We start from the raw sequence: 21,758 nt of genomic DNA on the forward strand, positions 1-21,758 counted from the left end.
CAGAGTCGTTCCCTTTACCCTGCTTCGGGGTGACGCAACGGCGCGAGCACGCTACAGCAGCGCCATGACCGACGACCCCTTTGCCCTGTTCGACCTCTGGTATGCCGCCGCACGCGCCAGCGAACCCAATGACACCAACGCGATGGCGCTGGCCACCGCCGATGCGGATGGGCGTCCGTCGGTGCGGATGGTGCTGCTGAAGGGCCGCAGCCCCGAGGGTTTCGTATTCTACACCAACCGCGAGAGCCGCAAGGCGGGCGATCTCGCCGCCAATCCGCACGCCGCCTTGCTGTTCCATTGGAAGTCGCAGCGCCAGCAAATCCGTATCGAAGGCGCGATCAGCCGCGTCACCGATGCCGAATCCGATGCCTATTTCGCCTCGCGCGGGCGCGATTCGCAACTCGGTGCCTGGGCCTCCGACCAGTCGCGCCCGCTTGCCGACCGCGCGATCTTCGAAGCGCGCTTCGCCGAGTTTCAGGCCGAGTTCGACGGCCAGGACGTGCCCCGCCCGCCGCATTGGGGCGGCTATCGCGTGACGCCTGACCGCATCGAATTCTGGCAGGACCGCGCGCACCGCCTGCACGAACGTCGCCTGTTCACGCGCACCGCCGATGGCTGGAGCGAAGGATTGCTCTACCCGTGACCGAGGAACAGCGCCGCGCGATCCCCTTTGCCGTCCGCGCCGCCATCGCCAGCGTGGCGATGGCGATCTTCCTGATTGCGCTGAAATCCTATGCCGCCTGGTCCACCGGCTCGATCGCGATGCTCGGCAGCCTCGCCGATTCCGGGCTCGACCTGCTGGCCAGCGCGGTGACGCTGTACGGCGTACGGCTGGCTGCGCAACCGGCTGACCACGACCACCGCTTCGGGCATGGCAAAGCGGAATCGCTCGCCGCCTTGTTCCAGGTGATGCTCATCACCGCGTCGGCCGCCGGAATTGCATGGCGCGCGATCGTCGCGCTCGGCAGCCGCGAACCGACGCAGGGCGCCGAATTCGGCATCGGCGTGTCGCTGATCGCGATCGTCGCGACCGTCATACTGCTGGCGTACCAACGCGCCGTCATCCGCCGCACCGGTTCGGTCGCGATCGTTGCCGATAACGTCCATTATCAATCGGACGTCCTGCTCAACGGCTCGGTGATCGTGGCCTTGGTGCTGGACCAATATCTCGGCTGGCGCAGCGCCGATCCGATCTTCGGCATCGTGATCGCGGTGTGGCTTGCTTATGGCGCATTCCGCGCCTCGTCCAACGCGATCGACCATCTGATGGACAAGGAATGGCCCGAGGCGATGCGCGCCGAGTTTATCGAGGTGGCGGCGCGCCAGCCCGGCATCAAGGGCATTCACGATTTCCGCACGCGCCACGCCGGCACGCATGATTTCGCGCAGTTCCACATGGAGGTGCCGGGCGACATCACCGTCGCGGAGGCGCACAAGGTGGTCGAGGGCGTGGAACGCGCGCTGCACAAGGCGTTCCCGAAGGTCGAGGTGCTGATTCACCTCGACCCCGAAGGGCATGTCGATACCGACAATCCGCTGGTCGAGGCGGACGTCACCCCCCATTGGTTCGGGAAACGCGCATGAGACTGCCCATCGTCCAGATCGATGCCTTTGCCAGCGCAGCCTTCAAAGGCAATCCGGCCGCAGTAATGCCGCTTGCGGCATGGCTTGACGACGCGGTGCTCCAGGCGATCGCCGCCGAAAACAACCTCAGCGAAACCGCCTTCATCCTGCCCGACGAAAGCGGCGAGAGCGATTTCGAATTGCGCTGGTTCACCCCCACCAATGAGGTGGTGCTGTGCGGCCACGCTACGCTGGCGAGCGGGCATTTCGTGCTGTCGAGCGATCCCGAGCGCGACCGCGTCACCTTCCGCACGCGCAAGGCGGGGATCCTGTCGGTGGCGCGCGCGGGAAGCGGTTATGAGCTGGCTTTGCCCGCCTGGGGCCCCTCGCCCAAGCCGCTGCCGCATATCGTCGCGGCGCTCGGGGTCGAGGCGGCGGTCGAAACGCTGTGGCACCCGCATCGCTATGCGTTGATTGTGCTTGAAAATGCCGCGCAGATCCGCGCGCTCGACCCTGATTTCCGCGCGCTCGGGCGGCCTTCGGCGGTGGACCCGGCTGCGGGCGGCGACGCCGAGGTCGATGTCCTCACCATCGTCACCGCGCCTGGCGACGAGACCGACGTGATCAGCCGCGTATTTGCGCCCGGTGCCGGGATCGATGAGGACCCCGTGACGGGCTCGGCGCATGCGGTGATGACGCCCTATTGGGCCGCACGCCTCGGCCGCGACCGCTTCACCGCCTATCAGGCAAGCGCGCGCGGCGGGCATTTGACGTGCCAGCTCGCTGGCGACCGCGTCGTGCTTGGCGGGCAGTGCGTGACAGTGATGGAAGGCACGTTCTTCCTGCCCTGACCCGCGTCAGGCCGCGACCAGCGCGCTTTCGGTTTCCTCGATCCAGCCGCCGCCGAGCACGCGATCACCGGCGTACAGCACGGTCGCTTGCCCCGGCGCCACGCCATATTCGGGCGCATCGAACGTAACCCGCCCACCATCAAAGCGCGCCGCCACCGGCTTGGCGAGCGAGCGGACCTTGGCGGTCATCGGCCCGGCATAATCCCCGCCCAGCCAATTGACCCCGCTCAGCCGCGCCGCGCCGACCGCCAGCGCCGCCTTGGGGCCGACGATCACGCGCTTGGTCGCCGCCTCCAGCCGGATGACATAAAGCGGCTCCGGCGTGCCGCCGATCTCCAGGCCGCGCCGCTGCCCCACGGTGAAGTGGATCAGGCCCCGGTGCCGCCCAAGCACGCGCCCCGTCTCATCGACGATCTCGCCGCTAGTGTCGGCCTCGGGCCGCAACTTCTTGACCAGCGAAGCATAATCGCCGTCGGGCACAAAGCAGATATCCTGGCTGTCGGGCTTTCCCGCTACGCCCAGCCCCAGTTCTGCGGCGATTTCCCGCACGCGCGGCTTGGGCAAGCCGCCCAGTGGAAAACGCAGATAATCGAGCTGCTGCTGCGTCGTCGCGAACAGGAAATAGCTCTGGTCGCGCGCGGGATCGAAGGCGCGATGCAGTTCGGCCCCGCTCTGCCCCTCCACCCGCCGCACATAATGGCCGGTCGCCAGGCAATCCGCGCCCAGATCACGCGCGGCGGCGAGCAAATCGGTGAATTTCGGCCCCATATTGCACTGGATGCACGGAATGGGGGTGCGCCCGGCGAGATAATCGTCGGCGAAGCGATCGATCACCTGATCGCGAAAGCGGGATTCATGGTCGAACACATAATGCGCGATGCCCAGCCGGTCGCACACGCTGCGCGCATCGCGAATGTCGCGCCCCGCGCAGCACGACCCCGCACGCCCGACCGCCTCGCCATGATCATAGAGCTGCAGCGTGATGCCGATCGTCTCCGCCCCCGTCCGCGCGGCCAGCGCCGCCACGACCGAGCTGTCGACGCCGCCCGACATGGCGACGACGATGCGCTTGCCCGCAAGGTCGGGCCCCAGTTGGAAATCGGCTTCGTTCATGGCGGCGCAGATAGGCGCTCCGCAGCGCACATGCAAAAAACGCAAAAAAAGATCGGCGGCTTTACCCGCCCGAAAGAACCTCGCCGCTACAGATAGAGTTCGATCCTTAGTGGAAGTGCATGCGTGGACCTGAGTTTTTCCAGATTCGAAGCCGATGCGACGGTGGTGGCGCTGCCGCCCGACCTCGCCGTGCTGATGGTCGGTATCGCCGCGCGGCAAGCCGCCAGCCCGACCGCGCTGGTGCAGGGAAGCCTGCCGTCCATCACGATTCGCCGCGCCTGGTTCGCACCCGCCCATGGTGCGTTCAACCTCGCCGTCGCGGAAATGCTCGCCGCCCCGCCGACGCGGGAGCCTGAAAAATGAAGGTGCTGTTTACCGAGCCGCTTTAGCCGGCGTTCAAGTCCTTAGACTAATGACCGTTATTAAGATGCAGGGGTCCCCCGCCCCGCCACGAGGTTTCAGAATGATCGAAAACCAGAAGATTCGCCCAGCCAAGGTGATCGGCCCCCTCGGAGAGCCACTGACGCTCGAATCGCTTCCGCCGCCGGAGACGACCCGCTGGGTCGTTCGCCGCAAGGCCGAGGTGGTCGCAGCGGTCAATGGCGGACTGCTGTCGGTGGACGAGGTGTGCGATCGCTATGGCCTGACGGTCGAGGAATTTGCGGGCTGGCAGCGGGCAATCGACCGCTCGGGGATGCCGGGCCTGCGCGTCACGCGGATCCAGCATTACAAATCGCTCTACGAGCGCCAGCAGAAATACTGAGCCGCACGCCGACTCTTCAAACCGTAGCCGGAACAAAAATCGCAATTCGTGAGTCTTGTCCCCGTATCCCGGATGCAGCCGGGAAAATGGAGGGTAAGATGATCGGTCTCATTGTTTGGCTCGTGGTCGGTGGTGTGTGCGGCTGGCTCGCCAGCATGGTGATGCGCACCGATGGGCAACAGGGCATTATTCTGAATGTCGTCGTCGGCATTATCGGATCGGTGATTGCATCGTTCCTGTTCGGCGCAGGCATCAACCAGGTCATTACTGTCATGACCTTCGTATATTCTTTGATTGGCGCGATCATTCTTCTGGCGATCGTCAATCTCATCCGCCGCGGTTCGGTCCGCTAAGCGCGACCAAGCTGGAAAAAAGGCCGCCGGGAGCGATCCCGGCGGCCTTTTTCGTTTACGGCATCGCGGAGGTGCCGCAGGTCATTTGAGCAGGAAGCGTACCGACAGCGTAATCGACACCTCGGTTTCGCCCGCCGCAACCGGGGTTGCGTCGCTCACCTTCATCTGGCGGGCGAAAACCATCGGCGGCTGCGGCGTCGCGCCGTCATTGGTTCCGCTTTCCGCGATCGACACGATCCGCGCCACCGACAGGCCGGCGGCCTTGGCATAAAGCTCGGCCCGCGCCTGCGCGATCTTCACCGCCGAAATGCGGGCTTCGTCAAGCGCGGCGTCGGGCTGGTCGATGGTGAGGCTTGGCCCATCGATCTGGTTTGCGCCCTCAGCGACCAGCGCATCCAGAATCGCCCCCGATTTGGCGACATCGCGGAAGCGCACGGCGACGCTGTTGCTGGCTTGATAGCCCGTTACCACCGGTGCCTGGCCGTCCGCATAGCGATATTGCGGGCTGAGCGAGACATTCGCCGTGCGCACGTCGCGCGCCGCCACGCCCGCCTTTTTCAGCGCAGCGAGAACCCGCGTCATGCGCGTGCCATTCTCCGATAGCGCGGCGGCCGCAGTCTGGCCTTGCGTCACCACGCCGGCCCGGATCGTCGCAATATCGGGTGCCCGCGCGACATGCCCCTCCGCCGTGATGTCGAGCACTGTCCCATCCGGCAGCAATTGCGGCGCAGTCTGCGCGACGGCTGGGCTGGCGGCGGCCAGCATCAAGGCGGGGGCAAGCAGAAAAAGAGTCGAACGCATAAAACACTCCCGGTAGAATGAACCGCTGTTCGGTTCATATCCTGCCTGCGATGATGGCAGTCTGCTCACCAACCGGAGATGAACAGCTTATCGATTCCGGCGCGTGACAATGAGGCGGTACAAGGCCAGCACGATGACCGCGCCGCCCGTTGCTGCCGCATAATTTTCCCAACCGCCCACCAAAGCGACGTGCATCGATTTGGCGATAAAGCCCGCAAGAAATGCGCCCGCAACGCCAATCAGAATGGTGACGACAAAGCCGCCCGGATCCTTGCCCGGCATGATCAGCTTTCCAAGCACGCCCGCAACCAGCCCGATCAACAGCCAACCGAGAATAGAACGGTCCATCGCCTTTCTCCTATCGCCTTTGTGTTCCGGATCGGTTCGATCCTCGCGCCCGCCTACCGCAGATGCAACGAGATTATTTCGATACCGTGACGAAATCCGCCGACATGGATTGGCGTGGCCGGGCAATTGCCACCGAACCACGCCGATCGACTTGCGAGCGAACCGGAAACACGCCATGCCATATTCTGTAGGATCAGCCTCTTGAGGTTAGTGATCTATTTGTATAACACAGCAAGAATGAACGTCGGCAGCCGCACACTGTCGCGATAGGATGAGAGCCCAGGGGGCGGGGATTGACGCACATGAACTATGAGACGCGGGCGATCGGCAATGAGGAGGTGCTCAGCCTACCGGGCGGCCCCGGGCGGCCGCGCTGGCGGCTGTTTGCCATTGTCGGCGCGGTGATTGTGCTGCTTTTGGTGGGCGGTTATCTGATCTTCGGTCGGAGCAGCCCGCCTGCGGCCAAGCCGACGGAGCAATTGCCGCTGGTGTCGGTGGTGATCCCCGGCCGCTCGAGCGTTGCGCGCACGATTTCGGCGACGGGGTCGCTGGCCGCGCGGCGTGACATGCCTGTCGGCGTCTCTGGCGAAGGCGGCATCGTGACGCGCGTGCTGGTCGAGCCCGGCCAATGGGTCGAGAAGGGCCAAGTGCTGGCGCGAGTCGACCGCTCGGTCCAGACGCAGACGGCGGCCTCGCTGGCCGCGCAAATCAAGGTGGCGCAAGCCGACGCGACGCTCGCCCAGTCCCAACTCGACCGCGCCAAGCAGCTGGTGTCGCGGGGCTTCATCTCGCGGTCCGACATCGACACCAAGACCGCGACTCGCGACGCCGCCGCCGCGCGCGTTAAGGTGGCCGAAGCGCAGCTGTCGCAACAACAGGCGAGCAATGGTCGCCTGGACATTCGCGCGCCTGCGGCCGGCCTGGTGCTGACGCGCAACGTCGAGGCCGGTCAGGTTGTCTCGGCGGGCTCGGGCGTGCTGTTCCGCATGGCGGAAAACGGCCAGTTGGAATTGCGCGCGCAAGTCAGCGAGGCTGATCTGCGCGGGCTGCACGTTGGATCACAGGCGAAGGTGACGCCGGTCGGCGGCAGCGACGTGTTCACTGGCCAAGTCTGGCAGGTGTCGCCCGTGATCGATCCGCAGTCGCGCCAGGGCATTGCGCGCATCGCGCTGCCCTACAACCCCCTGCTGCGCCCCGGTGGCTTTGCGGCAGCGACGATCGTCGCTGGCACGACCGACGTCCCGCAATTGCCCAACGCCTCTATCCAGAGCGATGAAAAGGGCAATTACGTCTATGTCGTCGGGCCTGACGACAAGGCCACACGCCGCGCGATCAAGGTTGGCGAAGTGTCCGACAGGGGCGTGGCAATCGCCTCCGGGCTGAACGGCACCGAGCGGGTGGTGCTGACGGCGGGGGCATTCCTCACGCCGGGCCAAAAGGTCAATCCGACGCTGGTAACGGCCGACGCGGCGAACAAGAGGTAGGTCGATGAACTTCCGGAACATCTCGGCTTGGTCGATCCGCAACCCGGTCCCGTCGATCGTGCTGTTCGTCATGCTGACGATCGCTGGCATCGTCAGCTTTCGCAGCCTCGACGTGAACAACCAGCCGGACATCGATTTTCCGGTCGTCATCATCGATATCGCGCAACCCGGTGCCGCGCCGAGCGAGTTGGAAACGCAGGTTACCCAGCGCGTCGAAGCCGCTGTGCGATCGCTGCAGGGCATCGACGAGATCAATTCGACCGTGACCGAGGGCGATTCGCAAACGATCGTCCAGCTCGCGATCGGCACGCCGATCGACCGCGCGGTCGAGGACGTGCGCTCGTCCATCGCGCAGATCCGCAGCAATCTGCCCGAGGGCATTCTCGAACCGCAGATCATGCGCGCCGACACCACCGGTAACGATCTCGCCAGCTATGCCGCGATCAGCACCGATCTCACCGTCGAGCAATTGAGCTGGTACATCGACAATACCGTGTCGAAGGAATTGCTGTCGGTCTCCGGGCTCGCCGGGGTGCAGCGCAATGGCGGCGTCAACCGCGAAATCCGCGTCATCCTCGATCCGGTGAAGCTGTCGGCACAGGGGCTGACGGCGGCGCAGGTCAACCAGCAACTGCGCCAGGTCAACCTCAACGCGGCGGGCGGCCGCGCGCAGATTGCGGGCTCCGAACAATCGGTGCGCGTGCTTGGCAATGCGCAGACCGCCTATGAGCTCGGCCAGGTGCAGATCGCCACGGGCAATGGCCGCACGATCAAGGTCACCGATCTCGGCCGCGTCGAAGATCTGTACGCCGAACAGCGTTCAGCGTCGCAGCTCGACGGCAAACAGGTGCTGAGCTTCGACTTCCAGCGCGCCAAGAACGCCTCGGACGTCGCCGTCTTCGCCGAAGCCGAAAAGAAACTGGCCGCGCTCGAGAAGCGCTACCCCAAGGTCCATTTCAAGCGCATCGCCGACAGCGTGAAATACACCAAGGCGCAATATGACGCCGCGATGGAAGCGATGGTCGAGGGGGCCGCGCTGGCGGTGGTGATCGTGCTGATCTTCCTGCGCGATTGGCGCTCGACCGTCATCTCCGCGCTCGCCATTCCCTTGTCCGCGATCCCAACCTTTTGGGTCATGAAGTTGATGGGCTTCACGCTCAACAACATGACGCTGATGGCGCTGAGCCTGGTCGCGGGCGTGCTGGTCGACGATGCGATCGTGGAGATTGAGAACATCGTGCGCCACATGCGCATGGGCAAATCGGCCTATCAGGCCGCGATCGACGCTGCCGACGAAATCGGCCTGGCCGTGCTCGCTACCACTATGGCGATCGTCGCGGTATTCCTGCCGGTCGGCCTGATGCCGGGCATTTCGGGGCAGTTCTTCAAGAATTTCGGCCTGACGGTCGTCGCCTCGGTGCTGATGAGCCTCGCCGTCGCGCGCCTCATCACGCCGATGCTCGCCGCCTATTTCCTGAAGTCGCATGGCGAAGCCTCGCACGGCGAAGGCTTCATCATGGATGCGTATATCCGCATTCTGAAATGGACCTTGCTCCACCGCTGGTCGGCGGTGGTCGCCGGTGCGACCGCGTTCGGCGCAACCATCTTCTTGTTCTCGGTGCTCCCATCGACCTTCCAGCCGCTGCGCGACAGTGACAGCAGCACCGCGCTGATCGAGATGGTGCCTGGTACCACCCTCGCCGAAACGCAGGCGGTGGTGACTCGCGTCGCGACCTTCCTGCAGAAACAACCGGGGGTCGATTCGGTCTATGCCCGCGCGTTTGTCGGCAACGGTCGCGTCCGCGCGATCTTCAAGCCGAAAAAAGAACGCAAAATGAAGAGCTATGAGTTCGAACGCTCGCTCGCGCCCGAACTGCAGAAGATCCCCGACGCACGCGTTTCCTTCCGCTCGGACAGTGGCTGGGGCAGCAGCGGACGGGCGCTCACCATCACGCTGGGCGGTGACGATCCCAAATTGCTGGCCGAAACCGGGAGCAAACTGGTCGAACAGATGTCCAGCTTGCCGGGTCTGGTCGCGCCGCGCATCGGCGGCGATTTGAAGCGTCCCGAAATCGTCATCACGCCGCATATGGACCTGGCGGCGAGCCTGGGCGTGACCACCGCGGCCATGTCCAACGCGATCCGGCTGGCCACGCTGGGCGACATCGATCAGAACAGCGCCAAATTCTCGCTGTCCGATCGCCAGATCCCGATCCGCGTCGCGCTCGACCAGGATTCGCGCCAGCGCCTGTCGACGATCCAGAACATTCCGGTACAAACCGCCACCGGCGGCTCGGTCCCGCTCAACGTCGTCGCCGATATCGGCTTCGGCGCGGGGCCAACCAAGATCGAACGCGTCGCGCAGCAACGTCAGCTGACCGTCGGAGCCGATCTGTCCCCAGGCGTCGTCAGCGGAACCGCGCAGAAGGAAATCCACGCGCTGCCGATCATGAAGGCGCTCCCCATGGGCGTCAAAGAACTCGTCCTGGGCGAATCGAAGTGGCAGGACGAGTTGATCAACAACTTCATCGTCGCGCTGTTTGCAGGCGTGGTGTTGCTGTTCGCGGTGCTGGTGCTGCTGTACCGGCGCTTGCTGCCACCGTTCATCAACGTGATGTCGCTGGCGGTGGCACCGCTGGGCGGGCTGATCGGCCTGTGGCTGACCAACACGCCGATCTCGATGCCGGTCTATATCGGCTTGATCATGCTGCTGGGCATCGTCGCCAAGAACTCGATCCTGCTGATCGACTTCGCGCTGGAGGAGATGAACAAGGGCATCGACAAGGTCACCGCGATCATCGACGCCGGGCACAAGCGCGCGCAGCCGATCGTGATGACCACCGTGGCGATGGTCGCTGGCATGGTGCCGACCGCGCTGGCGCTCAACGGCGACGGATCGTTCCGCGTGCCGATGGGCATTACCGTGATCGGCGGCCTGTTGATGTCGACGGTGCTGACCTTGCTGATCGTTCCGGCCAGCTTCAGCCTGGCGGTCGGGCTGGAAGGGCGGATCGGGCCGTTCCTGCGTCGTAACCTGCTGACGTACCGCGCAGGCGACGACCATGGTCCGCTGATCGAGAACCGTCCGCCGCGTCGGCCCGAGCTTGGCGCAGCCGCAGCGCGGCTTGGCCATGGCCCGGACGATCTGCCACAACCGGCGGAGTAACACCGCACGCGACACGACGCGCAATTGCACAAACGCCGCTTTGCACTTGAACTATCGCGGCGTTCGGGGATTGGTCGGGGCATGAGCCGCACCCGCCCACCCCGCACCTTTGAGGCCCCGCCCGCCGGCCTGGTGCGGATGCGCTGGATCGCAGGCGGGCTGCTGGTGCTGATGGCGGCCACCTTCCTCGCCGCGCGCGCCTTTGATGACCGCTATCCCGCGCTGGGGTTCGTGCGCGCCTTTGCCGAGGCGGCAATGGTCGGTGGGCTGGCCGACTGGTTTGCGGTGACGGCGTTGTTCCGCCATCCGCTCGGCCTGCCCATTCCGCATACCGCGATCATCCCGCGTAACAAGGATCGCATCGGCACCACGCTCGCCGCGTTTCTGCGCGACAATTTCCTCATTCCCGGCGTCGTCGCGCGGCGCATGCGCGGCGTTGACATGGCGGGGGCGGCGGGGCGCTGGCTCGCCAATCCGCCCGGTGGCGATGGCCGCTTGCGGCGCGGTGCCGCAGGCCTTGCCGCACATTTGCTGGAAGCGTTCGATCAGCAACGTCTCGGTGGGATGGTCAAGGCCGGGATCGGGCAGCGGCTGCGCGCGCTCGACGTGTCGCCCTTGCTTGGCCAGGCGCTGAGCGCGGCGATTGCCGAAGACCGGCATTTGCCGCTGCTCGACGGCATCGTGCGCTGGGGCGCGCGGCTGCTCGCCTCCAACGAGGCCCTCATCCGCCAGATGGTGCATGACCGCGCCGGATCGGTGATGCGCTGGACCGGGCTGGACGAGACGCTGGCGACCAAGATCATCGACGGCCTCAATGGCATGCTGACCGGAATCGCCGAGGACCCCGACCATCCTTTGCGCGAAAAAGCTGAGGCGGGGCTCGCCGCGCTCGCTCATGATCTGATCAACGATCCCCGGATGCGCGAGCGCGTGGCGGCGGTTAAGGCCGAGATCATCGATAATCCGGCGATGCAGCGCTGGCTCGACGGGCTATGGGAGCAAGCGCGCGGCGGGATGCTGCGGATCGCGCGCAACCCCGACGCCATGCTGGCAGGGCCGGTCGGCGATGCGCTGCGCCAGATGGGCGAAACGCTGCAAACCGACGCCAAGCTGCGCGCGACGATCAACCGCTTCGTGCGCCGCGCCGTGGTTGGCATGGCGGCGGATTATGGCGATGGCATCGTGCGGCTGGTGTCGGAAACGATCCAGGGCTGGGATGCCGGCACGATCACGCGCCGCCTGGAAAATGCGGTCGGCCGCGATTTGCAGTATATCCGCGTCAACGGCACCGTAGTGGGCGGCTTGGTCGGGCTCGCCATCCATGCCGTGGACGTGGCCCTTTAGGCACCCCCCGTCCCACGCGCTAACGCGCCCAATCCTCCACCGCCCAGCCGCGTGCCTGCGCTATGACACGCAGTTGCTTATGCGGGTTGGTCGCCACCGCAACATCCGCCCATTCCAGTGAGGGCGCGTCGGAGACATGGTCCGAATAGAAGCGCACCACCGAATCGGCGCGCGCGATCCCCTGCTCCGCCAGCCATGCTTCGATCATGCGCAGCTTGGCCGCACCGTAGCAATTCTCCCCCGCGATGCGCGCACGCAGCACGCCGCCCTCGCGCACAACTCCAGTCGCGATCACCGCGTCGAAGCCGAGGCGTTCGGCGATCGCTCCGGCATAAAAGCCGTAGGACGCGGTCGCCAGCACCAGCCGATACCCCGCCGCCCGGTCTGTCGCGATCTGCGCCAGCGCACCGGTATAGACCCCGCTTGCCACGATATGATCGGCGAATCGCGCGGCCGCGCGCGCCGCCGCCGCCTCGGGCAGCGCATCGCCCAACAACAGCGCGTGCGTCACTTCCTTCAACCGGGCTCGCCCAATCAGCCCAGCGGCATAGCCCAGGGTTGCCAGACCGGCGAACGGGAGCAAGGCCAGCCGCCACGGAGCCTCCGCCCATGCCGTGCGCACAAGGAACGAAGTCCAGGTCGGCGCGTATGTGATGGTCTTGTCCATATCGTAGACGCTAAGATGGTGCATTGCAGCGTCATAGGATGTTGGAGCCTTGCCGATCTACCCCGATTGCAGCAGAGAAGGCAGCAGATGACCGATACGGCCGCCTTCTCGTTCGACCGCGACACCGTGCGCTTCACGGGCAGCCTGTCTTTGTCGGCAATCGGCACGTTGCCCGAGCAATTGCGCGCCTTTCAGGGCGAGGTCGCGCATGTCGATCTGAGTTCGATCACCCGAATCGATACGGTGGGGGCCTGGCTGATCCACCGATTCGCCGCCGAGCATGATGCCGACGTCATCGGGCTCGACGCCGATGGCGAACATCTGCTGGCACAAGTCGCGCATGCCGATCAGCCGGTGGCGATGCGCCCCGCTCCGGTCGGCAGCTTGACGCGCGTCGTTGGCGAAATCGGCGATGCTGTCGTCCATACCGGACGCACGCTTTATGGTCTGCTCGGTTTTCTCGGGGCGACGCTGATCGCCTTCTGGCACGTGACGACGCACCCCAAGCGCTTTCGCTTCAACGCGGTGATCCAGCGCTTCGAAGTGGTCGGGGTCAGCGCGCTTGGCATTATCGGCTTGATGAGTTTCCTGATCGGCATCGTCATCGCACAACAGGGCGCGGTGCAGTTGCAGCAATTCGGTGCCGAATTCCTGACGATCAATCTGGTCGGGCGAATCACACTGCGCGAGCTTGGCGTATTGATGACCGCGATCATGGTCGCCGGGCGATCGGGCTCGGCCTTTGCCGCGCAGATCGGCACGATGAAGCTGACCGAGGAAGTCGATGCGATGCGCACGATCGGCGTGTCGCCGATGGAGGCGTTGGTGCTGCCGCGCGTGCTGGCGACGGTGATCATGATGCCGCTGCTCGGCATGTACGCCTCGATCGTCGCGATCATCGGCGGCCTGCTGCTATGCTGGGTCTCACTCGGCATTCCACCGGTGACGTTTATCCAGCGCCTGCGCGAAGTCGTGCCGATCACCGATCTGTATGTCGGTTTGGTCAAGGCACCTGTGTTCGGCCTCATCATTGCAGTGGCCGGCTGCTTCCAGGGGATGCTGGTCGAGGGCGACGCCGAGCAAGTCGGCACCCGCACCACTTCAGCGGTGGTGCAGGCGATCTTCTTGGTGATCGTGCTGGATGCGTTCTTTGCGGTCTTCTTCACCGCGATCGGGTGGAAGTGATGCGCAAGACCAATGCCGACGATCCGGTCATCGTGGTGCGCGGCCTGCGCAGCGCGTTTGGCGAGCAAGTGGTGCATGACGGCATCGACCTGAGCGTGCGGCGCGGCGAGATTCTCGGCGTGGTCGGCGGCTCGGGCACGGGCAAATCGGTGCTGATGCGGTCGATCATCGGCTTGCAGGTGCCCGTCGCGGGCGAGGTCGAGGTCTTCGGCGAATCGACCGTCAATCGCGAAGAAATCGACCTGACCGGGCTGACCAAGCGCTGGGGGGTGCTGTTCCAGGGCGGGGCGTTGTTCTCGACACTGACCGTGGCCGAGAACGTCCAGGTTCCGATCCGCGAATTTTATCCCGATCTCGAAGGCGCGCTGCTCGACGAGATCGCGGCGTATAAAGTGGTGATGACCGGTCTGCCCGCCGACGCCGGACCGAAATTCCCGGCCGAACTGTCGGGCGGCATGAAGAAGCGCGCCGGGTTGGCGCGCGCGCTCGCGCTTGATCCGGAATTGCTGTTTCTCGATGAGCCGACGGCGGGGCTCGACCCGATCGGTGCCGCCGCCTTCGACGAACTCACCGCCTCGCTGCAAAAGACGCTGGGGCTGACGGTGTTCCTCATCACCCACGATCTCGACACGCTCTACGCGATTTGCGACCGGGTGGCGGTCCTTGCCGACAAAAAGGTGATTGCGGTGGGCACGATCGACGAGTTGCTCGCGCTCGATCACCCCTGGATCCAGGAATATTTCAAGGGACCGCGCGGGCGCGCCGCGATTGCCACGGTCCACACCAATGAAGAACGCGCGCAAGCGAAAGGCAGTAGCTGATGGAAACCCGCTCGAACCATGTTCTGGTCGGCACCGTCGTGCTGATCCTGATCGCGGTGATGTTGTTGTTCCTGGTGTGGATCGCGCGCTGGGGCACCGCCACCAACAAGGAATATGATATCTTCTTCAAACAGTCGGTCGATGGCCTCGTCGTTGGGTCGACCGTCGCCTTTTCGGGCGTGCAATCGGGCCAGGTGAAGGAGATGTCGCTGTGGAAGCCCGATCCCCAGCTTGTCCGCGTGCGTATCAGCGTGAACGCCGATACGCCGATCCTGGTCGGCACCACCGCAACGCTGCAAGGCAGCTTCACCGGCACCAGCACGGTGCAGCTCGATGGCGCGATCAAGGGTGCCCCGCCGATCACGTGCCCGGCGGTCAACCCGCTCAACGACTGCCCCAATGGCGTGCCGACGATCCCGACCAAGGCAGGCGGCTTGGGCGCATTGCTGAGCTCCGCCCCGCAATTGCTTGAGCGCATCTCGACGCTGACCGAGAAACTGTCGGACGTTCTGTCCGAGAAGAACCAGCAGTCGATCACCGGCATCCTCGCCAATACCAATCGCCTGACCAAGGCGCTGGCCGATCGCGGCCCCGACATCGCCGCGACGCTCGCCGAGACCAAGGTGACGTTGCAGAAAGCCGGTGTCGCCGCCGAGCAGATCGGCAAGCTCGCCGACACCACCAACGGCCTGCTGAAGGATGATGTGCATCCGGTGATGGGCAACCTCAACAAGGCGATTGCCAGCGCGCAGCACAGCATGGAAACGCTCGACGCCGCCGTCAGCGATGCGCGGCCCGGGCTGCAGGCCTTCTCCAAGCAGACCATCCCCGAGGTTGGCCAGCTTGTCCACGATCTGCGCCAGATGTCGCAAGCGCTCACCTCGGTCGCCGAAAAGCTCGATCGCGGCGGCGCGAGCTCGCTGATCGGCCAATCGAAATTGCCCGATTACAAGCCCGGAAAGGGACAATGACCATGGTTCGTTCGTCCACCAAAGTGCTGCTCGCGCTGGCCGCGATGGTGCCGCTGGCCGGTTGCATCTCCCTTGCGCCGAAGCCGCCGGCCTCGCTGCTGACGCTCACCTCCACCACCACCCTGCCCGCCGGCAACACCCAGACTTCAGGGACCGCGCCGACGATCACGATCCAGGTGCCGGTCGTCGGCCAGTCGCTGGCCGGGACCCGCATTCCGGTGCAAGCGAGCGAGACCTCGATTGCGTACGTCGCCAAGGCGCAATGGGTCGAGCCGCCAAACCGCATGTTCGCACGGCTTTTGTCCGACACGATACCCGCCAAAACCGGCCGCATCGTGTTGAGCAGTTCGCAAGCCTTTTCCGATCCCGGCGCGGTGCTCTCGGGCGAGTTGCGGGCGTTTGGCGTCGATGCGGGGACGCAGGACGCGGTGGTCGTCTTTGACGGGTCGCTGATCCGCACCACCGGCAAGGTCGTCGAAAAGCACCGCTTCGAGGCGCGCGTTCACGTCAGCACGATCGCCGCAGTGCCGGTCAGCGTGGCGCTGAATCAGGCCGCCAATACGGTTGCGGGCGAAGTCGCCGACTGGGTCGGCAAATAAGCCTCAGCGCGGTGCCGGGGCCTTGCGCACCGGCACCGGCAGGTTGCAAAGATCTGCCGCGCCCGCCGGCACCGTGAAGAACGGCCCGCCGCGATTGGCGCGTGCCTCCAGCGTGGCGGCGAACACCGGCGTGTCGGGCCGCAGATACTGATATGCGGGCCGCTCGCCCGGCGGCAGATCGGCGGCGAGGACGATGCGCTTGATCGGCACGCGCATTTTCGCATCCTCATACAGGCCAAGCCCGCCGCCATTGCCGCGCGGCAAGGCCGATAGCGCCGCCATGCCGTCAATCACCCGCCCGACCAACGCGATGTTACGATCGAGATGCCGCGGTGCGTGGCCAATTACGGTATAAAGATCGCCGCCCGTGCCGGTGTCGGGTGCAAGATCGCGCGCCACGCCGACCATGCCGTAACAGTGCGGCAGCCATTGCGCTTTGCCGTCGCCCGCTACTGCCCAGCCGCTCGGCGTGAAGCCGGTGCGCGGCGCATAGGCATCGCGATACGGATTGGCGACGGCGCGGCCGTGCGCGCCCCATGCCCATTCATATTCGGCGGGTGGATGGCGATCGATGCCGGCGGCGGGCGGCTTCTTCTCGCTCGCATCGCCCCATTGCGTGACGTAATTGTCCTGCACGCGGTACACCGTCGCATCGCCCCACCAGCCGCTGCGCGCGATCGTGCGGATATTCGCGATATGCGCGGGGGCGAACTCAGCCGCGAGCCAGATGGCGCTGCGCTGGCCATCAGCAAAATCGAGCAGCAGCAGATCCTTGGGATCGATCGCCGCCCACGCCGCCGCCGGAGCCGCAGCGGCGAGCTGCGCGGCGGTGGGCTTGGGCGTAGGCGCAGATGGTGGGCTGGCGGCGGTCTGAGCGGCGGCGAGCAGGGCGAAAATCGGCAGCAACATGGACATATCCCTACGGTGGCACGCCGTTATGGCCCTGCGCAATCCCCACATGCAGCAGAGCGCTTGCACAGTGCGTACGGACCCTCTAGGGCGACCGTTCTGTCCAGGACATGCGGAGCGGTGGCCGAGTGGTCGAAGGCGCTCGCCTGGAAAGTGAGTATACGTCAAAAGCGTATCGAGGGTTCGAATCCCTCCCGCTCCGCCAGCGGCCCCTCCGCAGGGGACCGCAGAAGTCCGCAAGGATTGAAATTCTCCCTTTGAAACCGATGCTTACGGCTTCGACTCGTCCGGTCACGTCCGCACGCCTCCACTGAACGTGAAGGCTTCAAACGTGGCTTCGGTGCGCGAAAACGTGGCTTCGGAGACCAAGAATGCTGAATGATGCAAAACTGCGCGGCGCAAAGCCGCGAGATAAGGCCTACAAGCTGACTGACAGCCACCGGCTGTACCTTGAGGTGAAGCCCAGCGGTGGGAAGCTGTGGCGCTGGAACTACTCCTACGACGGCAAGCAGAAGAGCATGAATTTCGGGATATACCCGATGGTCAGCCTGCTCGATGCACGTACAAAGCGCGACGAAGCCTACGCCGTGCTTTGTGATGGTCACGACCCGGCCGTGGTCAAGAAGCTCAAGATTGAAGCGAACCTGGAAGCTGCGCGCCAGACGTTCGAGCGTGTCGCTCGCGAGTGGCACGAAAATGGCAAGTCGCAATGGGCTGCGATCCATGCGGCTGACATCATCCGTAGTCTTGAGCGGGATGTTTTTCCCGCAATCGGCTGCCTGCCGATCACCCAGTTGACGCCGCCGCTTGTAATGGGCGTGCTGCGCGAGGTCGAGTCTCGCGGGTCGATCGAGACAGCGAAGCGTATCCGGCAACGGATCTCCGCCGTATTCGTATACGCCATCGCCAAGGGTATCACAAACGACGACCCCGCCGAGAAGCTCGGAGCGGCCCTGAAGCCCCTGCGCAAGGAACGGCAGCCGGCCATCACTGACCTTGTGCCGCTGCGGAAGATGATCATCGCCGCGGAGGAAGACTATGCCCGCCCGGTCACGCGGCTGGCGCTACGATTCCTGGCGCTTACCGCAGTTCGGCCGAGCGAACTCCGCGGTGCGAACTGGGACAAATTCGAGGACCTGGATGGCAAGCTGCCGCTCTGACGCATCCGGTCGGCCCGGATGAAGGGTGACCTCGACCGGAAGGAGGAGAAGGGGGGCGACCACCTCGTGCCCCTCACGCCGCAGGCTGTCGCTGTATTGCGGGCGATCTGGCCGCTGACCGGCGGCGGACGCTGGTCTTCCCCAGCAACCGCCATGCGCACCGGCCGATGAGCGAAAATGCGATCGGCTATCTGCTGAACCGCGCCGGCTATCACGGGCATCACGTGCCGCATGGATTTCGCGCAGCCTTCTCCACCATCATGAACGAATGGGCGGAGCGTCACGGCGATCCGCATGACCGCAAGGTGATCGACCTGATGCTCGCCCATGTTCCAAAGGACAGGGTTGAGGGTGCCTACAACCGGGCAGCCTATATGCCCCGCCGTAGGGAACTCGCGGCAATCTGGTCCGATATGCTCAGCGAAGGCCTGCCCGATCCCGTGGCTCTGGTCGATCGGCCAGTCAAGGAAATCGGCCTGGGCTCACGGCGGCGCTTGCCGGCGCCTGTCGAGCCAGATTTCTGTTTTCCTCTTCAACAGCGTGTCCACTCGTCATCGCTGGGGGGGTAGCGAGCATACTCCAGCAAATCGGCACGATAACGTATTTTCAGTTAGACATAATAACTTAAAATAAACAATAAAAAGTCCTAATAACTGCACAGCGATAAATTCCAATGATTGCTCATCGTCGATGCAAACTCCGTGAAGAAACTCAACGCTCCTAACATTTGCCCCTTCACTGAGTTCCTGGCGCAATTGTTTAACCACGAACCGAGGGGAGAAATAGTCTCCAGCTCCCCCAGGCGTGATCCTAATACTGCTCAGCCGTGAGAGCGGTCAGAGACGCTTCCGGACAGCCTGATAGTCGGGGACGCTCGAACCTCGCCTGCGCGGGCACGGAAAATATTTGCACCCTCGGCCCCGTAGTTCCCAATGCGCTGCGTCAACCCTCCCAACGCCGGAGCATCCGGCGATGGGAGGGAAAGAATGACGAGCTTAAAAAGAACATATTGCTCTGCGCTGCTTGCTGCGACCGCCGTCCAGGCGTGCCTGATCGTCTCGCCAGCAAGCGCGCAAACTGCGCAGGTGGCGTTCGATCTGCCGCCACAATCGCTTGCGACGACGCTGCGCGCGATCGCCCGCCGCGCCGGACGGGAGATCCTGTTCGCCGACGATGACGTGCGTAACAGGCGATCACCGGCGGTCCGGGGCAATTTCACCGTCGAGCAGGCAGTACGGCTCGCGCTCGGCGGGAGCGATCTGGTCGTAGACGAGCAAGCGGGGGCGCTTGTCGTCAAGGTGGGTCCCCAGGCAGCGGAGGATGGCACCACCGGCGCGACGATCACGGTGATCGGCACCCGCATCCGCGGCGCTACCGGGCCGTCTCCTGTTACGGTTCTCACGCCCCGGGAATTGGAGGAGCAGGGCGTCCCCGACATGGCCAGCGTTTCGCGGGTCATCCCCCAGAATTTCACCGGCGGGCAAAACCCCGGGGTCGTGGGGGGCGGTGACCAGGGTGGCTACAGCAATGTGAACAACTCGACGACGCTTAACCTTCGCGGGCTGGGCTCTGACGCAACGCTGACGCTGATCAACGGCCACCGCCTTCCTTATGACGCCGTCAACCAAGGTGTCGATATCTCGACGATCCCGCTCGCGGCTCTAGAGCAGATCGAAATTATCACCGACGGGGCCTCGGCACTGTACGGCTCCGACGCCGTCGGCGGCGTGGCAAACCTCCGCTTGCGCCGCGATTATGACGGGCTCCGGACCAGCGCGCGGATCGGAGCCGCAACCCAGGGCGGCGATGTCCAGCAGCAATATTCCGGCCTGGCTGGCAAGCGCTGGACGGGGGGCGGATTCGTAGCTGCGGTCGAGTACAGCAAGGCGACGCCGATCTATGCCGACCAGCGATCGTACACGAGCAGTCTTCGACCCGAACAGATGCTCGGGACAGGAAGTAGGCAGGTGAGCGCCGTTCTGGCTGGCCACCAGGCCATCGCCGACGGCATTTGGTTCGAACTGGACGCACAATTCGCCGATCGTCGATCTCGTAAGGACAGTGCCTTCTCGGTCACCGCGCCGCTTACCTTTCTCGGCCAAGTCAGTCAGCCGGTCACGCGGTCCTACGCGATCACGCCCTCGCTACATCTGCGGCCAGGCGGCGGCTGGGAAGCTACGCTTCAGGCCACGCAGGGCGAAAGCTCAAGCGCCGTAAACGCGCGACGCTACACCAGCGGCGCGCTCCTCGTTGGGGAATCGACCTACGACGATTACCTGACCAACTTCGAGGCAAGCGCCGAGGGGCCGCTCATCCGCCTCCCTGGTGGCGATGCACGCCTCGCACTGGGCGGAGGCTATCGCCGCTTCCGGCTCGACTTCGACGTGCGATCTACCACCGGCGGCATCACGACCGTCAGCCGCGATGCGAGCGAACGGCGGCAAAGCTTGTTCGGCTATGGGGAACTGTCAGTGCCGCTCATCGGACCGGCCAACCGGCGACCGCTGCTCGAGGCGCTGCGCCTGAGCGCTGCGGTCCGATACGAGAGCTACGCCGGCATTGACGAGGTCGCAACGCCAAAGCTCGGGTTGGTCTACGCCCCGCATCCCGACATCACCTTGAAATACAGTTGGGGGCGCTCCTTCAAGATCCCGACGCTAAACCAGGTGAACCAGGCCCGCCAAGCGGTACTGCTCAGCGCCGCGCTGTTCGCGCCGCAACCCGTGCCTGCCTTGCCGCCAGGCTCAACGGTGCTGTTGATCGGGGGCGGCAATCCCGACCTGCGTGCAGAGCGCGCGACCAGTTCGACACTGTCGATCGAGTTCAAACCACGCTTCCTCGACGGACTTCGCGTCGAGGCCAACTGGTTCGACATCAATTATCGCGGTCGGATCGCATCTCCGATCAGCAGCGTCCTTTCGGCTCTCACCAATCCGGCTGTGGCGAGCTTCGTGCAATTCTCGCCCACCACAAGCACATTGCAATCGCTGATCGCGACCTCGGACACCGGCCTCGCGAACCAGAGCGGCCAGCCTTATGATCCAGCAAAGGTCGTGGCTGTCATCGACTCAAGCCTGCGCAATACGGCCCAGGAGCATATCCGAGGCGTCGACCTGGCAATAGACTATCGTGCACAGCTTGGGCACGACGGCAGGCTCCAAGTGCTCGCCAGTGCCAGCTATCTCGACTCCAATCGCCAAGTGGCGGCCGGCCTTCCCTCACAGCCCACGTCGGGAATCATCTTCACCCCGTCGAAGTTTCGCGCGCGCGGCTCGGCCAGTTGGGAAACGTCGACGCTGCAGGTGTCGGCGTCGCTGAACTATGCCGGCAGCAACCTCGACAAGCGCTTCCCGGTCGCGACCCGGATCGGTGCGTTCACGACGCTGGACCTGAGCGGCGCATTCCATCCGGCAGCGGACAAGGGGCTGCTTCGCGATATCGAATTCCGGCTTTCAGTTCAGAACCTGCTCAACGAGGAACCCGATCCGATCCGGGTGTCCGATCCCTCCTATGTCGCCTTCGACTCGACCAATCAGTCCCCGGTCGGCCGCTTCGTCAGCCTTTCGGTGACGAAGAAATGGTGAGACTCCGAATGGGGGCAGCCGCTGCCGCGCTCATGGTGCCGGGCATAGCATGGGCCGCGACCGATTGCGCCGGTCT

General features: G+C 64.6%; 21 protein-coding genes and 1 tRNA gene. 17 read left to right on the top strand and 5 right to left on the bottom strand.

Going from position 1 to position 21,758, the window contains the following annotated elements; all coding sequences use genetic code 11:
- Positions 1-64: 64 nt before the first annotated feature.
- From pdxH to H4W01_RS15740, 3 genes are read left to right on the top strand one after another with little or no spacing between them, the layout of a single operon-like run.
- Complete coding sequence (gene pdxH, locus H4W01_RS15730) at positions 65-643, top strand: pyridoxamine 5'-phosphate oxidase (RefSeq protein ID WP_209612222.1); 579 nt, start codon at positions 65-67, stop codon at positions 641-643.
- On the top strand, positions 640-1,584 hold the full coding sequence (locus H4W01_RS15735; protein WP_209612224.1) for a cation diffusion facilitator family transporter: 945 nt from the start codon (positions 640-642) through the stop codon (positions 1,582-1,584). Before pdxH ends, H4W01_RS15735 begins: the two co-directional genes overlap by 4 nt.
- Positions 1,581-2,414, top strand: a complete 834-nt coding sequence (locus tag H4W01_RS15740; protein ID WP_209612226.1) for a PhzF family phenazine biosynthesis protein — start codon at positions 1,581-1,583, stop codon at positions 2,412-2,414. The genes H4W01_RS15735 and H4W01_RS15740 overlap by 4 nt, the downstream gene beginning before the upstream one ends.
- A gap of 6 nt (positions 2,415-2,420) precedes the next feature.
- Here H4W01_RS15740 and mnmA read toward each other — a convergent pair whose 3' ends face one another.
- Positions 2,421-3,527: a tRNA 2-thiouridine(34) synthase MnmA gene (gene mnmA / locus H4W01_RS15745; protein WP_209612229.1), complete on the bottom strand. Its 1,107-nt coding sequence runs from the start codon at positions 3,525-3,527 to the stop codon at positions 2,421-2,423.
- A gap of 123 nt (positions 3,528-3,650) precedes the next feature.
- Between mnmA and H4W01_RS15750 the strand changes: the two genes are divergently transcribed.
- From H4W01_RS15750 to H4W01_RS15760, 3 genes are all read left to right on the top strand, one after another.
- A complete protein-coding gene (locus H4W01_RS15750; RefSeq protein ID WP_010404861.1) occupies positions 3,651-3,890 on the top strand; it encodes a hypothetical protein in 240 nt (79 codons plus the stop codon).
- A gap of 100 nt (positions 3,891-3,990) precedes the next feature.
- Positions 3,991-4,290, top strand: a complete 300-nt coding sequence (sciP, locus tag H4W01_RS15755) for a CtrA inhibitor SciP (protein ID WP_010404863.1) — start codon at positions 3,991-3,993, stop codon at positions 4,288-4,290.
- A 101-nt stretch (positions 4,291-4,391) separates the two neighbouring features.
- Positions 4,392-4,643: a GlsB/YeaQ/YmgE family stress response membrane protein gene (locus H4W01_RS15760; protein WP_029622546.1), complete on the top strand. Its 252-nt coding sequence runs from the start codon at positions 4,392-4,394 to the stop codon at positions 4,641-4,643.
- A gap of 81 nt (positions 4,644-4,724) precedes the next feature.
- Here H4W01_RS15760 and H4W01_RS15765 read toward each other — a convergent pair whose 3' ends face one another.
- Both H4W01_RS15765 and H4W01_RS15770 read right to left on the bottom strand, forming a co-directional pair.
- Positions 4,725-5,444 carry an SIMPL domain-containing protein gene (locus H4W01_RS15765; protein WP_209612231.1) on the bottom strand — a complete coding sequence of 240 codons (720 nt, stop codon included), beginning with the start codon at positions 5,442-5,444 and terminating at the stop codon, positions 4,725-4,727.
- Between the two features lie 87 nt (positions 5,445-5,531).
- Positions 5,532-5,792 (bottom strand): GlsB/YeaQ/YmgE family stress response membrane protein, encoded by a 261-nt coding sequence (locus H4W01_RS15770; RefSeq protein WP_010404868.1) that lies wholly within the window; start codon positions 5,790-5,792, stop codon positions 5,532-5,534.
- 302 nt (positions 5,793-6,094) lie between these two features.
- Between H4W01_RS15770 and H4W01_RS15775 the strand changes: the two genes are divergently transcribed.
- The 3 genes from H4W01_RS15775 to H4W01_RS15785 all read left to right on the top strand — a co-directional run bounded on the left by H4W01_RS15775 (position 6,095) and on the right by H4W01_RS15785 (position 11,786).
- A complete protein-coding gene (locus tag H4W01_RS15775; RefSeq protein WP_209612233.1) occupies positions 6,095-7,276 on the top strand; it encodes an efflux RND transporter periplasmic adaptor subunit in 1,182 nt (393 codons plus the stop codon).
- 4 nt (positions 7,277-7,280) lie between these two features.
- Positions 7,281-10,442 (top strand): efflux RND transporter permease subunit, encoded by a 3,162-nt coding sequence (locus H4W01_RS15780; RefSeq protein ID WP_010404872.1) that lies wholly within the window; start codon positions 7,281-7,283, stop codon positions 10,440-10,442.
- Between the two features lie 81 nt (positions 10,443-10,523).
- Entirely contained in the window at positions 10,524-11,786 is a 1,263-nt protein-coding gene (locus tag H4W01_RS15785) for a DUF445 domain-containing protein (protein WP_209612235.1), read from the top strand.
- A 19-nt stretch (positions 11,787-11,805) separates the two neighbouring features.
- Here the strand turns inward: H4W01_RS15785 and H4W01_RS15790 are convergent, their stop codons facing one another.
- The gene (locus H4W01_RS15790) at positions 11,806-12,477 is read right to left on the bottom strand and encodes an HAD family hydrolase (protein WP_209612237.1); all 672 of its coding nucleotides are present in this window, start codon (positions 12,475-12,477) and stop codon (positions 11,806-11,808) included.
- 63 nt (positions 12,478-12,540) lie between these two features.
- Between H4W01_RS15790 and H4W01_RS15795 the strand changes: the two genes are divergently transcribed.
- Genes H4W01_RS15795 through H4W01_RS15810 form a run of 4 tightly spaced genes read left to right on the top strand, consistent with a single transcriptional unit; the run spans position 12,541 to position 16,029 of the window.
- Positions 12,541-13,638: an ABC transporter permease gene (locus tag H4W01_RS15795; RefSeq protein WP_209612239.1), complete on the top strand. Its 1,098-nt coding sequence runs from the start codon at positions 12,541-12,543 to the stop codon at positions 13,636-13,638.
- Entirely contained in the window at positions 13,638-14,459 is an 822-nt protein-coding gene (locus H4W01_RS15800; RefSeq protein WP_010404881.1) for an ABC transporter ATP-binding protein, read from the top strand. Before H4W01_RS15795 ends, H4W01_RS15800 begins: the two co-directional genes overlap by 1 nt.
- Positions 14,459-15,430, top strand: coding sequence for an MlaD family protein (locus H4W01_RS15805; protein ID WP_010404882.1), 972 nt, complete (start codon positions 14,459-14,461; stop codon positions 15,428-15,430). Before H4W01_RS15800 ends, H4W01_RS15805 begins: the two co-directional genes overlap by 1 nt.
- Positions 15,427-16,029, top strand: coding sequence for an ABC-type transport auxiliary lipoprotein family protein (locus tag H4W01_RS15810; RefSeq protein ID WP_209612241.1), 603 nt, complete (start codon positions 15,427-15,429; stop codon positions 16,027-16,029). The genes H4W01_RS15805 and H4W01_RS15810 overlap by 4 nt, the downstream gene beginning before the upstream one ends.
- A gap of 3 nt (positions 16,030-16,032) precedes the next feature.
- Here the strand turns inward: H4W01_RS15810 and H4W01_RS15815 are convergent, their stop codons facing one another.
- Positions 16,033-16,944: a peptidylprolyl isomerase gene (locus H4W01_RS15815; RefSeq protein WP_209612243.1), complete on the bottom strand. Its 912-nt coding sequence runs from the start codon at positions 16,942-16,944 to the stop codon at positions 16,033-16,035.
- 108 nt (positions 16,945-17,052) lie between these two features.
- On the opposite strand from H4W01_RS15815, the gene H4W01_RS15820 reads away from it, so the two are divergent.
- The 4 genes from H4W01_RS15820 (at position 17,053) to H4W01_RS15830 (ending at position 21,682) form a co-directional block, all read left to right on the top strand.
- Positions 17,053-17,143, top strand: a tRNA-Ser gene (locus H4W01_RS15820).
- 166 nt (positions 17,144-17,309) lie between these two features.
- On the top strand, positions 17,310-18,098 hold the full coding sequence (locus H4W01_RS22860; RefSeq protein WP_334685303.1) for a tyrosine-type recombinase/integrase: 789 nt from the start codon (positions 17,310-17,312) through the stop codon (positions 18,096-18,098).
- Between the two features lie 167 nt (positions 18,099-18,265).
- Positions 18,266-18,667 (top strand): tyrosine-type recombinase/integrase, encoded by a 402-nt coding sequence (locus tag H4W01_RS22865; protein ID WP_334685304.1) that lies wholly within the window; start codon positions 18,266-18,268, stop codon positions 18,665-18,667.
- A gap of 417 nt (positions 18,668-19,084) precedes the next feature.
- Positions 19,085-21,682 carry a TonB-dependent receptor domain-containing protein gene (locus H4W01_RS15830; RefSeq protein WP_209612246.1) on the top strand — a complete coding sequence of 866 codons (2,598 nt, stop codon included), beginning with the start codon at positions 19,085-19,087 and terminating at the stop codon, positions 21,680-21,682.
- Positions 21,683-21,758 lie beyond the last annotated feature (76 nt).

It is taken from the genome of Sphingomonas sp. PL20, from assembly GCF_017875905.1.
Classification (GTDB): domain Bacteria; phylum Pseudomonadota; class Alphaproteobacteria; order Sphingomonadales; family Sphingomonadaceae; genus Sphingomonas; species Sphingomonas echinoides.